The sequence below is a fragment of the Streptomyces roseofulvus genome, assembly GCF_039534915.1.
Lineage (GTDB): Bacteria > Actinomycetota > Actinomycetes > Streptomycetales > Streptomycetaceae > Streptomyces > Streptomyces roseofulvus.
Genome location: NZ_BAAAWE010000001.1, coordinates 6,464,558 through 6,477,242 on the forward strand (window position 1 = coordinate 6,464,558; position 12,685 = coordinate 6,477,242).

Sequence of the window (12,685 nt, forward strand, 5' to 3'; positions counted from 1 at the left end):
AACGCCCTGACGCGCAGCGTTGTGCGCATGCACAGCCCCCCGGCGGCCCCGCTGGTCACCGGCAGCGTTTCTCCCGCCGGGCGTGGACGGGAGGTCCGCGCGGTGCTGGGGTGAGCGCCACCGAACGGCCGAGTAGCACGCACGAGTAACAACGGCGGCCGGGGAAAGGGGAGTCATGGGAGGTACCGCACCCGCCCTGACGGTGACGGACCTGACGGCGGGATACGGACCGGTGCACGCGCTCAGGCGCGTGTCGCTGACCGTGCCCGCGGGCGCCGTCGTCACCGTCCTGGGCGGCAACGGCGCCGGCAAGTCCACACTGCTGCGGGCGGTCTCGCGCACCCTGCGGTTCCACGGCGGCGCCGTGGTCTCCGGCACGGTCGCCGCGGCCGGCCGGCCGCTCGACGGGCTGCCGCCCGACCGGGTCGTGGCCGCCGGCGTCTGCCAGGTCCCCGAGGGCCGGCAGGTCTTCGCCCGGATGACCGTCGAGGACAACCTGCGGGCCGGCGGGCTGGCCCGGCGCGGCGACCGCGCCGCGAAGGCCGCCGCCCTGCGCCGGGTCCACGAACTCTTCCCCGTCCTCGCGGAGCGCTCCCGGCAGCCCGCCGGGCTGCTCTCCGGCGGCGAGCAGCAGATGCTCGCCGTCGGCCGCGCCCTCATGGCCGCCCCCGAACTGCTGCTCCTCGACGAGCCGTCGCTCGGCCTCGCCCCGCTGATGGCGGCCCGGATCGCGGACGCCGTCCGGGAGATCAACGCCCAGGGCACGGCCGTGCTGCTCGTCGAGCAGAACGCGGCGCTCGCCCTGCGGCTCGCCTCCCACGCGTACGTCCTGGAGGTCGGCGAGGTCACCCTCTCCGGCCCGGCGGCGGAACTCGCGGCCTCCGACGAGGTCCGCCGCCGCTACCTCGGCGTCGTCGACGCCGAGGCGGCGGAGGACGCCGCCCGCGCCCGGGCCGCCCACCCCGTCCTGTCCCGCTGGGACGAAGCACCCCGCGGCCCGCGCCGCAAGGAGACCCCCCGATGAGCGAGCGCACCCCGGACGAGCCGACCGTCCCCGCCCCGCGCACTCCTGGCGCGCCGTCCGCCCGCGACGACGTCCCCGCCCTCACCGTCACCGGCCTCACCGTCCGCTTCGCCGGGCTCACCGCCCTCGACGGCGTCGACTTCACCGTCCGCCCCGGCACCGTGCACGCCCTCATCGGGCCCAACGGCGCCGGCAAGTCCACCTGCTTCAACGTGCTCTCCGGGGTGTACAAGGCCACCTCCGGCTCGGTGCGCCTCGGCGCCCACGAGCTGACCGAGCTGCCTCCGCACCGGATCGCCGGCCTCGGCGTCGGCCGGATCTTCCAGAACCTGGCGCTGCCGCCGCGCGCCACCGTCGAGGACAGCCTGATGCTCGGCCGCCACCGGCTCACCCGCACCGGCTTCCTCGCCGCCGGGCTCCGGCTGCCGTCCGCATCCCGCGAGGAGGCCCGGCACCGGGCCCGCGTCCGCGAGATCGCGGACTTCGTCGGCCTCGGCGACCAGCTCGCGAAACCCGCGGGCTCCCTCCCGTACGGACAGCAGAAGCTCGCCGAACTGGCCCGGGCCCTCTGCATGGAGCCCACCCTGCTCCTCCTCGACGAACCCGTCGCCGGCATGACCGCCGACGAGCGGCGCGACACCGCCGCCGTCATCGCCGGCGTCCGCGACGGCCTCGGCATCTCCGTGCTGCTCGTCGAGCACGACATGGGCCTGGTCATGCGGCTCGCCGACTCCGTCACCGTCCTCGAATTCGGCCGCCGCATCGCCGACGGCAGCCCCGCCGACGTCCAGAACGACCCGGCGGTCGTCCGCGCCTACCTCGGAGAGGAGACCGCCGCGTGAGCACCTTCGCCGAGTTCCTCATCAACGGGCTCTCCCTGGGCTCCGTCTACGCCCTCATCGCCCTCGGCTTCGTCGTCATCTTCCGGGCCACGGAGGTCGTCAACTTCGCCCACGCCTCGCTGCTCCTCGCCGGCGGCTACCTCGTCGCCGTCCTCCACGAACCGCTCGGCTTCTGGCCCGCGCTGGCCGCCGGGACGGCGGGCGCGGCCGTCGTCGGCGCCGCCGTCGAGTTCCTGGTGATGCGCCGCCACCGGGGCGCCGACCACAGCGTCCTCGCCATCGTCACCATCGGCGTCGACATCCTCCTCGCCACCGAGCTGACCCGCCGCATCGGCACCGACATCCTCGCCCTGGGCGACCCGTGGGGCGACGCCGTCGTCACCCTCGGATCGGTGACGATCGCGGAGACCCGCATCGCCGCCCTGCTCGCCGCCGGCCTCCTCATCACCGCCTTCCTCCTCGCCTTCCGGCACACCTCCTGGGGCGTGGCCATGCGGGCGGCCGCCGAGAGCCAGGAGACCGCCGCCCTGATGGGCGTCCGGCTGGGCCGGGTCTCGCTCGGCGCCTGGGCGGTCGCCGGGGCCCTGGCAGCGGTCGCCGCGCTCTTCCTCACCGTCTTCCCCACCCCCGGCCTGGAGCGGGGCACCTCGCTCGCCGCGCTGAAGGCGTTCCCCGCCGCCATCCTCGGCGGCCTCGACTCCACCACCGGCGCGCTCGCCGGCGGACTGATCGTCGGCGTCACCGAGTCCCTCGCCACCGGCTACCAGTCCGACCTGGCCTTCCTCGGCCGCGGGATCGGCGACCTGGCCCCGTACCTGGTGATGGTCGCGGTGCTGCTGATCCGCCCGGCCGGCCTCTTCGGCACCAAGGAGCTCGCCCGTGTCTGAGCGCCGCAGGATCCCCCCGAAGGCGTACGGCTACGCCGCCGCCGGTCTCGTGCTCCTCGTCCTGCCCTTCTACCTGGAGCGGTTCTGGCTCCAGGCCGGGCTCTTCGCCATGGCCGCCGCGCTCGGCGCCGTCGGCATCAACCTGCTCACGGGCGCCACCGGCCAGCTCTCCATGGGCCACGCCTTCTTCCTCGCCGTCGGCGCCTACGGCTACTGCGCCCTCGCCGGCGACGGCACCGACGGGCTCTCCGGCCTCGGCCTGCCCGGCTGGCTCGCCGCGGTCCTCGCCGTCTGCCTCGCGGGCCTCGCCGGAGGCGTGTTCAGCCCCATCGCGGGCCGGCTGCACGGCGCGTACCTCGGCATCGCCACCCTCGCGCTGATCTTCATCGGCCAGCACCTCCTCTTCAACGCCCACGGTCTCACCGGCGGCTACAACGGGCGGGCCGTGCCCCCGCTCAACCTCTTCGGCCTCACCTTCGACGACACCGAACTCCTGGTCCTCCAGGTGCCGTTCGGCTCCGTCGAGAAGCTCTGGTACCTCGGGCTCGCCCTCCTCCTCGGCGGGGTGCTGTTCGCCCGCGGGGTGCTCCGGGGCCGCCCCGGGCGGGCCATGAACGCCATCCGCGACCACCGGATCGCCGCCGGCGTCCTCGGCATCCCGGTGGCCCGCCACCGGGCCGCCGTCTTCGTCCTCTCCTCCATGTACGCGGGCCTGGCCGGCGTCCTGCTCGCCCTGGTCTTCCAGCGGACCGTCCCCGAGTACTTCGGCATGGCGCTCTCCCTGGAGTACCTCGCGATGATCGTCATCGGCGGGCTCGGCTCGGTCGCCGGAGCCGTCGCGGGCGGCGTCTTCGTCGCCCTGCTCCCGCAGGTCCTCGGCCGGTACGCCGAGGCCCTGCCGCTGGTCTCCGCCCCCGGCACCGGCGGCGTCGCCCCCGGCGAGGCCGCCCGCTACCTCTACGGCGCCGCCGTCGTCGGCGTCGTCCTCTTCCTGCCCGGCGGCCTCGCGAGGCTCGTCGCGCGAACCCCGATCCACCGACCCTCAGGGGAGTCACGATGAAGCACAGACGACAGGCGGCCGTGCGGGGCCTCGCCGCGGCGCTCGCCACGCTGGTCGCGCTCACCGCCGCCGGCTGCAGCTCCAAGGCGAAGACCGGCGACGGCAAGGAGACCGGCGCGGGCGGGATCAAGACCGGCGAGGGCGTCACCGACACCACCATCACGCTCGGCGCGCTCACCGACATGACCGGCGTCTACGCCACCCTCGGCAAGAGCGTCACCCAGGCCCAGCAGCTGTACGTGAAGCAGGTCAACGCCGCCGGCGGCATCTGCGGCCGGAAGCTGGAGCTCACCGTCCGCGACCACGGCTACGACCCGCAGAAGGCGCTCGCCGCCTACACCGAGCTGGAGCCCAAGGTCGTCGGCTACCCCCAGTTCATCGGCTCCCCGTTCGTCGCCGCCGTCAAGCAGCGCGTCGACGGCCAGGACAAGGGCCTGGTCATGCCCCAGGCGTGGTCCGCCTCGCTGCTCGGCTCCCCGTACATCCGCGTCCTCGGCGCCACCTACGACGTCGAGACGATCAACGCGGTCGACTTCCTCGTCACCGAGAAGGGCCTCGCCAAGGGCGACAAGCTCGGGCACGTCTACTTCGAGGGCGACTACGGCGAGAACGCGCTCAAGGGCTCGAAGCACGCCGCCGAGAAGGCCGGTCTCACCGTCGTCGAGCAGAAGATCAAGCCCACCGACAACGACATGTCGGCCCAGGTCGCCGCGCTCAAGCAGGCCGGCGTGAAGGCCGTCCTGGTCAGCGCGGGACCCCGCCAGGCCGCCTCCCTGGTCGGCGTCGCCGCCGCGACCGGCCTGCGCGTCCCCGTCGTCGGCAACAACTCGGCCTTCGCCCCGCAGCTCCTCGGCACCCAGGCGGGACCGGCCCTGGAGAAGATGTACTGGTTCGCCTCCCCGAGCCTCCCCATCGGCGCCGACACCCCGGCCGCGAAGAAGCTCGCCGCCGACTACGCGGCCGCCTACCCGGACGACGGCCTCGACAACGGCGTCGTCGCCGGCTGGACCGCGGCGTCCGCCTTCGGCGAGATCCTGAAGAAGGCGTGCGAGAAGGGCGACCTCAGCCGCGAGGGCGTCGCCAAGGCGCTCCTCATCCTCAGCGCCCACGACCCCGGCTTCGGCATGACCCACGACTTCAGCGACCCGAAGGCCCCGTCGTCGCGCCAGTCGGTCATCCTCCAGCCCGACAAGAAGGTGCCCGGCGGGATGCGTACGGTCCGGCAGCCCTTCGTCTCCGAGGCGGCCGAGAGCTACACCCCCTGACCGGCTCCGACGCGCCGCGGGGCGAGGACGACCATCGTCCTCGCCCCGCGGGCGCGTCACCTGGAGGAAATGTTCCGGTGTGATGCTCGGATCATGAACGCACTGATCGAGGAGAACGCCGCGCACCCCCGCCTGCCCGCCCTGCTCACCGCCTACCACCTCGCCACCGAGGCCGAGAAGGGCGCCGCGGTGACCGGGCCCGCCGACCTGCCGGCCGCCCGCCGCGCCGAGGCCGAGGACCCCGTCACCGCCTTCGCCGCCGACACCGTGCTGCTCGCCGCCGCGCCGGAGACGGGCGAGGCCGTCGGCTGTCTGGTCCTGAAGTCCGGGGCGGTCCCCGAGGTCAAGCGCGTCTGGGTCGAGCCGGAAGCCCGTGGCCGGGGGCTCGCCGGGGCGCTCATGGGCGAGGCGCTGCGCCGGGCCGCCGCGGCGGGCGCCCCCGCGGTGCGGCTCACCGTCTGGGAGTGGCGGGAGGGCCCGCTCGCGCTCTACCGGAAGCTGGGCTTCGAGCCCGCCGAGCCCTGGGAGGACCGGCCGGGCCTGCTCTTCCTGGAGAAGCGCCTCGCGCCCGGCGACCGCGTCGAGCTGCTCGCCCCCGACCGCGTACGGGAGCACACCGACGGCCTCGCCGCCCTCCTCGTGGACGCCGTGGACGGCGGCGCCTCCGTCGGCTTCCTGGCGCCCGTGGAGCCGGCCGAGGCGGCCGCCTGGTGGGCCGGGACCGCGGGCACCCGGGACGTCTGGGCGGCCTTCGGGCCGGACGGCGCCGTCACCGGGGCCGTCACCCTCCTCCGTACCACCACCGCCAACGGCAGCCACCGCGGCGAGATCGCCCGGCTCCTCGTCCACCGCTCGGCCCGCGGGCGGGGTCTCGGCCGCCGCCTGCTCGCCGCCGCCGAGGCCCACGCGGCCGCCACCGGCCTCACCCTCCTCGTCCTGGACACCCAGACCGACAGCCCCGCCGAGCGCCTGTACCGGGGCGCCGGCTGGACCGCGGCCGGCACCGTCCCGGAGTACGCCGCCGACCCGGCGGGCGTCCTGCGGCCCACGACCCTCTACTACAAGCTCCTGGCGGCGTGACGGCATGACGAAGGGCCCGGAAGCGCGATGCTTCCGGGCCCTTCACCCGTTCCGTGCGGCCGGGGTCAGCGCAGCTGCGCCGCCTCCGCCTGCCGCGCCTCCCGGCTCTCCCGCCGGTTGCCGCGGAAGGTGTTGACTCGGCGGGCCGTCGCGAAGAGGGGGATCACGGCGCCCAGCACGACCTGGAGGGCACAGCCGGCCTGGAGCAGGAACTGCCCGCCGGGGGCGTCGAACGCCCAGGCGGCCAGCATGGCCATCGCTCCGACGATCCAGCTGAGCATGGCCGCGGCGAGGACACCCCGCGGCTTGGGGTACTCGACCCGGCTCACCATCAGCCACGCCGTGCCGATGATCGCGAGCAGGGTCGGGATGAACGGCAGCTCGAGCAGGATGATCGAGACCACCGTCAGCGCGCCGAAGGGGCTCGGCATGCCCTGGAACATGCCGTCCTTCATCGTCACGCAGGAGAACCGGGCCAGCCGCAGCACCACGGCGAGCAGCACCACGATCGCGGCGACCGCCGAGACCTTCTGCTGCGCGTCGTCCGCGACCATGCCGTAGACGAGCACGAAGTACGCCGGGGCCAGACCGAAGCTGATCAGGTCCGACAGGTTGTCGAGCTCGGCGCCCATCGGCGAGCTGCGGAGCTTGCGCGCCACGATGCCGTCGAAGAGGTCGAAGATCGCCGCGCACAGCATCAGTATCACGGCGGTGGCGGCGCTGTTGCGCGCCATGCCCGTCTCCGTGCTGCCGGTGAGGTGCGGGATGAGGATGCCCGTGGTGGTGAAGTACACCGCCATGAAGCCACACGTGGCGTTGCCGAGCGTGAGGGCGTCCGCTATGGACAGCCTCAGCGACAGCGGCATCTCCTCCGCCTCGTCGACCCCGTCCGCCTCGGCGTCGGCGGCCCAGTCGGCGGCTCGTGTGTCGGGATCAATCACGGTCAATGCGAGTCACCCCCGCGGTCGTGACCTGCCCCACCTCGACGGCGACCTCGACACCCTCCGGGAGGTAGATGTCGACCCGCGAGCCGAAGCGGATCAGGCCGATCCGGTCACCCTGCTCGACCTTCGTCCCCTGCGGGATGTACGGCACGATCCGCCGCGCCACGGCACCCGCGATCTGCACCATCTCGATGTCACCGAGCTCGGTGTCGAAGTGCCAGACGACGCGCTCGTTGTTCTCGGACTCCTTGTTGAAGGCCGGGACGAAGCCGCCGGGGACGTGCTCGACCGAGGTCACCGTGCCGGCCAGCGGCGCACGGTTGACGTGCACGTTCAGCGGGCTCATGAAGATGGCGACCCGGGTGCGCCCGTCCTTCCACGGCATGATGCTCTGCACCACGCCGTCGGCCGGGGAGATGACGCGGCCCTGAGCGATCTCGCGCTCGGGGTCGCGGAAGAACCACAGCATGCCGGCCGCGAGCGCGGTGGTCGGCACGGCGATGGCCCGGGCGCGCTTCGAGCGGCCGGAGCGCGCGAGGCTGAGCGCCGCCGTGGCGACGGTCGGCAGGAGCCACGGCGATGCTCCGCGTGCGATGCGTGCGCCCTTGAGGCTGTCGCGGTGTGCAGAGTTTGGGCTGTGGGGCATGGATGACCTTCGTAGCGGATGATGCCGCGCTGGCAACGGGGGACGGCGGCTTTCCGGCGATGCTATCGGTTGCGGGGCGCAACTGGGCAAGCCAGGAACCGAGTCGAGGGCCGGAAGACGAGCACGGTGTGTGATCTTCTTCGCGGCCGAATCGACTCAAAACCGACAATCAGCCCTGGAAGCGGTACTCCTCCAGGAGGCGGCGGCCAATGATCATTTTCTGGATCTCGGCGGTACCTTCACCGATGAGCAGCATCGGCGCCTCGCGGTAGAGACGCTCGATCTCGTACTCCTTCGAGAACCCGTAGCCGCCGTGAATGCGGAAGGCATCCTCGACGACCTCCTTGCAGTATTCGGAGGCGAGGTACTTCGCCATCCCCGCTTCGAGGTCGTTTCGTTCCCCGGAGTCCTTTTTGCGTGCTGCGTTCACCATCATGGCATGGGCGGCCTCGACCTTGGTAGCCATTTCGGCCAGCTTGAACTGGATCGCCTGGTGCTGGGCGATCGGCTTGCCGAAAGTGTGACGCTGCTGGGCATACTGGACGCCCAGTTCGAAAGCACGCTGAGCGACGCCACAACCACGGGCCGCCACGTTCACGCGGCCGACCTCGACGCCGTCCATCATTTGGTAAAACCCTCGGCCGGTGACCCCGCCGAGGACCCGATTGGCCGGAATGCGCAGGCCGTCCATGATGAGCTCGGTCGTGTCGACGCCCTTGTAGCCCATCTTGTCGATCTTGCCGGGGATGGTGAGGCCGGGGCGGACCTCTCCGAAGCCGGGCTCCTTCTCGACCAGGAAGGTCGTCATCGACTTGTGGGGCGCGGTGCCCTCCGGGTGGCCTTCGTCACTTCGGACGAGAACGGCGACCAGCGTTGACGTACCGCCGTTGGTCAGCCACATCTTCTGGCCGTTCAGGACGTACTCGTCGCCGTCCTTCACCGCCTTCGAGGTGATGGCCGACACGTCCGAGCCGAGGCCCGGCTCGGACATCGAGAACGCGCCGCGCGTCTCGCCGGCCGCCATCCGCGGAAGGAAGTACTCCTTCTGCTCCTGGGTGCCGTGCTGCTTCAGCATGTACGCGACGATGAAGTGGGTGTTGATGATGCCGGAGACCGACATCCAGCCGCGCGCGATCTCCTCCACGCACAGCGCGTAGGTGAGCAGCGACTCACCCAGGCCCCCGTACTCCTCGGGGATCATCAGACCGAAGACGCCGAGCTCCTTGAGCCCGTCCACGATCTGCTGGGGGTACTCGTCGCGGTGCTCCAGCTCGGTCGCGACCGGGATGATCTCCTTGTCGACGAAGTCCCGCACGGTGGCGAGGATCTCCTGCTGGACATCGGTCAGACCGTGGGTCTGGGCGAGTCGCGCCATGACTACTTCTCCGGCTTCTTGGAGGGCTCGATGAGTTCGGGGCGGCCGGGCTGCTCGCCGCCGCGGGCGTCGATGTACTCGGCGGTCGGGACCATCACCTTGCGGCGGAAGACGCAGACGAGGGTGCCGTCCTGCTTGTAGCCCTTGGTCTCGACGTACACGATGCCGCGGTCGGTCTTCGACTTCGACGGGGTCTTGTCGAGGACCGTGGTCTCGCCGTAGATCGTGTCGCCGTGGAAGGTCGGAGCCACGTGCCGCAGCGACTCGATCTCCAGGTTGGCGATGGCCTTGCCGGAGACGTCCGGCACGGACATGCCGAGCAGCAGCGAGTAGATGTAGTTGCCGACCACCACGTTCCGCTTGAAGTCGGTCGTGTTCTCCGCGTAGTTCACGTCCATGTGCAGCGGGTGGTGGTTCATGGTGAGCAGACAGAAGAGGTGGTCGTCGTACTCGGTGACCGTCTTCCCGGGCCAGTGCTTGTAGACCGCCCCGACCTCGAACTCCTCGTAGGTGCGTCCGAACTGCATGGGGTCAGGCCTCCGGGATCTCGAACTTGCTGGTGCGCTGCATGCCGGCGGCGCGGCCCTTGCCGGAGATGACCAGGGCCATCTTGCGGGACGCCTCGTCGATCATCTCGTCGCCGAGCATCGCCGAGCCCTTCTTCCCGCCGGCCTCGGACGTGTAGTAGTCGTACGCGTCGAGGATCAGCTCGGCGTGGTCGTAGTCCTCCTGCGAGGGCGAGAAGATCTCGTTCGCGGCGGCGACCTGGTCCGGGTGGAGCACCCACTTGCCGTCGAAGCCCAGGGCGGCGGCGCGCTGCGCGACCGCGCGGTACCCCTCCTGGTTGCGGATCTGGAGGTACGGGCCGTCGATCGCCTGGAGGTTGTTGGCGCGGGCCGCCATCAGGATGCTCATCAGGATGTGGTGGTACGCGTCCGCCGGGTAGCCGGGCGGCTGCTCGCCGACGACCAGGGACTTCATGTTGATGGAGGCCATGAAGTCGGCCGGGCCGAAGATGATCGTCTCGACGCGCTGGGACGCCTGGGCGATCGCGTTGACGTTCGTCAGGCCCTGGGCGTTCTCGATCTGCGCCTCGATGCCGATCTTGCCGACCTCGAAGCCCATGGTCTTCTCGATCTGGGTGAGCAGCAGGTCGAGCGCGACGATCTGCTGGGCGTCCTGGACCTTCGGCAGCATGATGCAGTCGAGGTTCTGGCCGGCGCCCTCGACGACGGTGACGACGTCGCGGTACGTCCAGTGGGTCGTCCAGTCGTTGACGCGGACCACGCGGGTCTTGCCGGTCCAGTCGCCCTCGTTGAGGAACTTCACGATGGTGTGGCGGGCCTCGGGCTTGGCCAGCGGGGCGCAGGCGTCCTCCAGGTCGAGGAAGACCTGGTCGGCGGCGAGGCCCTGGGCCTTCTCCAGGAAGCGCGGGTTGGAGCCGGGCACCGCGAGGCAGGAGCGGCGGGGGCGCAGCCGGTTCACAGGGGAAGCGCTGGTCATGCGGGGACCTCCGTACTTTCGAGGGGGTTGAGCTTGTTGGCTTTCCGGATCTCGTCGACGATACGGCCGATGATCTCGGTGATACCGAAGTCCTTCGGGGTGAAGACGGCGGCCACGCCCGCGCGGCGCAGCTCCTCGCCGTCCGCGTTCGGGATGATCCCGCCCACCACGACCGGGATGTCGGTGGCGCCGGCCTGCTTGAGCCGGTCCAGGACGTCCGGCACGAGCTGGGCGTGCGAGCCCGAGAGGATCGACAGGCCGACGGCGTGCACGTCCTCCTCCAGGGCGGCGTCCACGATCTGCTCCGGGGTGAGCCGGATGCCCTGGTAGACCACCTCGAACCCGGCGTCGCGGGCCCGGACGGCGATCTGCTCGGCGCCGTTGGAGTGCCCGTCCAGGCCCGGCTTGCCGACCAGGAAGCGGAGCTTGCCGATGCCCAGGTCCTCGGCGGTCCGGTCGACCTTGCGGCGGACCTCGGCCAGCGGGGAGCCGGACTCGGCCGGCACGGCGACCGGGGCGGAGGAGACGCCGGTGGGGGCGCGGTACTCGCCGAAGACCTCGCGCAGCGCCCCGGCCCACTCGCCGGTGGTGACGCCGGCGCGGGCGCACTCCAGGGTGGCCTCCATGAGGTTCTCGGTGCCCCGCGCGGCCTCCTTGAGCTGCTCCAGGGCCTGCTGGGTGGTCGGGAAGACGAACGGGTCGCCGTTGCCCTGGCGGTCCGTGGACTCCTGCCGCTCGGCGCGCCAGCGGGTGACGGCCTCGACCACGCGGGCCTCGACGGCCGGGTCGACGGTCTGGATGGCCGTGTCGAGGTCGGCGGTGAGCGGGTTCGGCTCGGTCGTCTCGAAGACGTTCACTCCGACGATCTTGTCCTCGCCGGACTCGATCCGGGCGCGCCGCTCGGCGTGCGAGGAGACCAGCTGGGCCTTGAGGTAGCCGGACTCGACGGCGGCCATCGCGCCGCCCATCTCCTGGATCCGGTCGATCTCGGCCAGGCACTCGGCGACGAGGGCGTCGACCTTGGCCTCGATGACGTGGGAGCCGGCGAAGATGTCGTCGTACTCCAGGAGGTCGGACTCGTGGGCGAGGACCTGCTGGATGCGGAGCGACCACTGCTGGTCCCAGGGCCGGGGGAGGCCCAGGGCCTCGTTCCAGGCCGGGAGCTGGACGGCGCGGGCGCGGGCGTCCTTGGAGAGGGTGACGGCCAGCATCTCCAGGACGATCCGCTGGACGTTGTTCTCCGGCTGGGCCTCGGTGAGGCCGAGCGAGTTGACCTGGACGCCGTAGCGGAAGCGCCGCTGCTTGGCGTCCTCGATCCCGTACCGCTCGCGGGTGATCGTGTCCCAGATGCGGCCGAAGGCGCGCATCTTGCACATCTCCTCGATGAAGCGGACGCCCGCGTTCACGAAGAAGGAGATGCGGGCCACGACCTCGCCGAACCGCTCCTCGGGGACCTGCCCCGAGGCGCGGACGGAGTCGAGGACCGCGATGGCGGTGGACATCGCGTACGAGATCTCCTGGACCGGAGTGGCCCCCGCCTCCTGCAGGTGGTAGCTGCAGATGTTGATCGGGTTCCACTTCGGGATGTTGTTGACCGTGTACGCGATCATGTCGGTCGTGAGGCGGAGCGACGGGCCGGGCGGGAAGACGTGCGTCCCGCGCGACAGGTACTCCTTCACGATGTCGTTCTGGGTGGTGCCCTGAAGCCTGGTGATGTCCGCACCCTGCTCCTCGGCCGCCACCTGGTAGAGCGCCAGGAGCCACATCGCCGTGGCGTTGATGGTCATCGAGGTGTTCATCTGCTCCAGGGGGATGTCCTGGAACAGCCGCCGCATGTCGCCGAGGTGCGAGACGGGGACGCCGACCCGGCCGACCTCGCCGCGGGCGAGGACGTGGTCGGGGTCGTAGCCCGTCTGGGTCGGCAGGTCGAAGGCGACCGACAGACCCGTCTGGCCCTTGGCGAGGTTGCGCCGGTACAGCTCGTTGGACGCCTCGGCGGTCGAGTGACCGGCGTACGTCCGCATGAGCCACGGCCGATCCTTCTGGCGCTCAGTCATGT

The 12,685-nt window shown here is 71.6% G+C and carries 12 protein-coding genes; 6 read left to right on the forward strand and 6 right to left on the reverse strand.

All coding sequences use genetic code 11. From position 1 onward, the window contains the following. The first annotated feature begins 175 nt into the window (after positions 1-175). The 6 genes from ABFY03_RS29755 to ABFY03_RS29780 all read left to right on the forward strand — a co-directional run bounded on the left by ABFY03_RS29755 (position 176) and on the right by ABFY03_RS29780 (position 6,158). Positions 176-1,024 carry an ABC transporter ATP-binding protein gene (locus ABFY03_RS29755; protein ID WP_319013334.1) on the forward strand — a complete coding sequence of 283 codons (849 nt, stop codon included), beginning with the start codon at positions 176-178 and terminating at the stop codon, positions 1,022-1,024. Beyond that, complete coding sequence (locus ABFY03_RS29760; protein ID WP_319013333.1) at positions 1,021-1,866, forward strand: ABC transporter ATP-binding protein; 846 nt, start codon at positions 1,021-1,023, stop codon at positions 1,864-1,866. The genes ABFY03_RS29755 and ABFY03_RS29760 overlap by 4 nt, the downstream gene beginning before the upstream one ends. After that, complete coding sequence (locus ABFY03_RS29765; RefSeq protein ID WP_346171244.1) at positions 1,863-2,753, forward strand: branched-chain amino acid ABC transporter permease; 891 nt, start codon at positions 1,863-1,865, stop codon at positions 2,751-2,753. Before ABFY03_RS29760 ends, ABFY03_RS29765 begins: the two co-directional genes overlap by 4 nt. Further along, entirely contained in the window at positions 2,746-3,813 is a 1,068-nt protein-coding gene (locus tag ABFY03_RS29770; protein WP_319013331.1) for a branched-chain amino acid ABC transporter permease, read from the forward strand. Before ABFY03_RS29765 ends, ABFY03_RS29770 begins: the two co-directional genes overlap by 8 nt. Continuing rightward, positions 3,810-5,078 (forward strand): ABC transporter substrate-binding protein, encoded by a 1,269-nt coding sequence (locus ABFY03_RS29775; protein WP_319013330.1) that lies wholly within the window; start codon positions 3,810-3,812, stop codon positions 5,076-5,078. The genes ABFY03_RS29770 and ABFY03_RS29775 overlap by 4 nt, the downstream gene beginning before the upstream one ends. Positions 5,079-5,171: 93 nt before the next feature. Continuing rightward, complete coding sequence (locus tag ABFY03_RS29780; RefSeq protein WP_346171245.1) at positions 5,172-6,158, forward strand: GNAT family N-acetyltransferase; 987 nt, start codon at positions 5,172-5,174, stop codon at positions 6,156-6,158. A gap of 65 nt (positions 6,159-6,223) precedes the next feature. Here the strand turns inward: ABFY03_RS29780 and pssA are convergent, their stop codons facing one another. The 6 genes from pssA to ABFY03_RS29810 all read right to left on the reverse strand — a co-directional run bounded on the left by pssA (position 6,224) and on the right by ABFY03_RS29810 (position 12,683). Further along, on the reverse strand, positions 6,224-7,099 hold the full coding sequence (pssA, locus tag ABFY03_RS29785) for a CDP-diacylglycerol--serine O-phosphatidyltransferase (RefSeq protein ID WP_319013652.1): 876 nt from the start codon (positions 7,097-7,099) through the stop codon (positions 6,224-6,226). Further along, complete coding sequence (locus ABFY03_RS29790) at positions 7,092-7,748, reverse strand: phosphatidylserine decarboxylase (protein WP_319013328.1); 657 nt, start codon at positions 7,746-7,748, stop codon at positions 7,092-7,094. Before ABFY03_RS29790 ends, pssA begins: the two co-directional genes overlap by 8 nt. 169 nt (positions 7,749-7,917) lie before the next feature. Further along, entirely contained in the window at positions 7,918-9,123 is a 1,206-nt protein-coding gene (locus ABFY03_RS29795) for an acyl-CoA dehydrogenase family protein (RefSeq protein ID WP_031004478.1), read from the reverse strand. Positions 9,124-9,125: 2 nt separating this feature from the next. After that, positions 9,126-9,650 carry a MaoC family dehydratase gene (locus ABFY03_RS29800; RefSeq protein WP_319013327.1) on the reverse strand — a complete coding sequence of 175 codons (525 nt, stop codon included), beginning with the start codon at positions 9,648-9,650 and terminating at the stop codon, positions 9,126-9,128. Positions 9,651-9,654: 4 nt separating this feature from the next. Then, positions 9,655-10,626 (reverse strand): HpcH/HpaI aldolase/citrate lyase family protein, encoded by a 972-nt coding sequence (locus tag ABFY03_RS29805; RefSeq protein WP_319013326.1) that lies wholly within the window; start codon positions 10,624-10,626, stop codon positions 9,655-9,657. Then, positions 10,623-12,683, reverse strand: a complete 2,061-nt coding sequence (locus ABFY03_RS29810; protein WP_346171246.1) for a protein meaA — start codon at positions 12,681-12,683, stop codon at positions 10,623-10,625. The genes ABFY03_RS29805 and ABFY03_RS29810 overlap by 4 nt, the downstream gene beginning before the upstream one ends. Between the last annotated feature and the right edge of the window lie 2 nt (positions 12,684-12,685).

Coding starts and splice junctions, on each gene's coding strand:
- ABFY03_RS29800 (WP_319013327.1), bottom strand. CDS start 9,650: ATGCAGTTCGGACGCACCTACGAGGAGTTCGAGGTCGGGGCGGTCTAC.
- ABFY03_RS29760 (WP_319013333.1), top strand. CDS start 1,021: ATGAGCGAGCGCACCCCGGACGAGCCGACCGTCCCCGCCCCGCGCACT.
- ABFY03_RS29755 (WP_319013334.1), top strand. CDS start 176: ATGGGAGGTACCGCACCCGCCCTGACGGTGACGGACCTGACGGCGGGA.
- ABFY03_RS29795 (WP_031004478.1), bottom strand. CDS start 9,123: ATGGCGCGACTCGCCCAGACCCACGGTCTGACCGATGTCCAGCAGGAG.
- ABFY03_RS29790 (WP_319013328.1), bottom strand. CDS start 7,748: ATGCCCCACAGCCCAAACTCTGCACACCGCGACAGCCTCAAGGGCGCA.
- ABFY03_RS29775 (WP_319013330.1), top strand. CDS start 3,810: ATGAAGCACAGACGACAGGCGGCCGTGCGGGGCCTCGCCGCGGCGCTC.
- ABFY03_RS29805 (WP_319013326.1), bottom strand. CDS start 10,626: ATGACCAGCGCTTCCCCTGTGAACCGGCTGCGCCCCCGCCGCTCCTGC.
- ABFY03_RS29780 (WP_346171245.1), top strand. CDS start 5,172: ATGAACGCACTGATCGAGGAGAACGCCGCGCACCCCCGCCTGCCCGCC.
- ABFY03_RS29810 (WP_346171246.1), bottom strand. CDS start 12,683: ATGACTGAGCGCCAGAAGGATCGGCCGTGGCTCATGCGGACGTACGCC.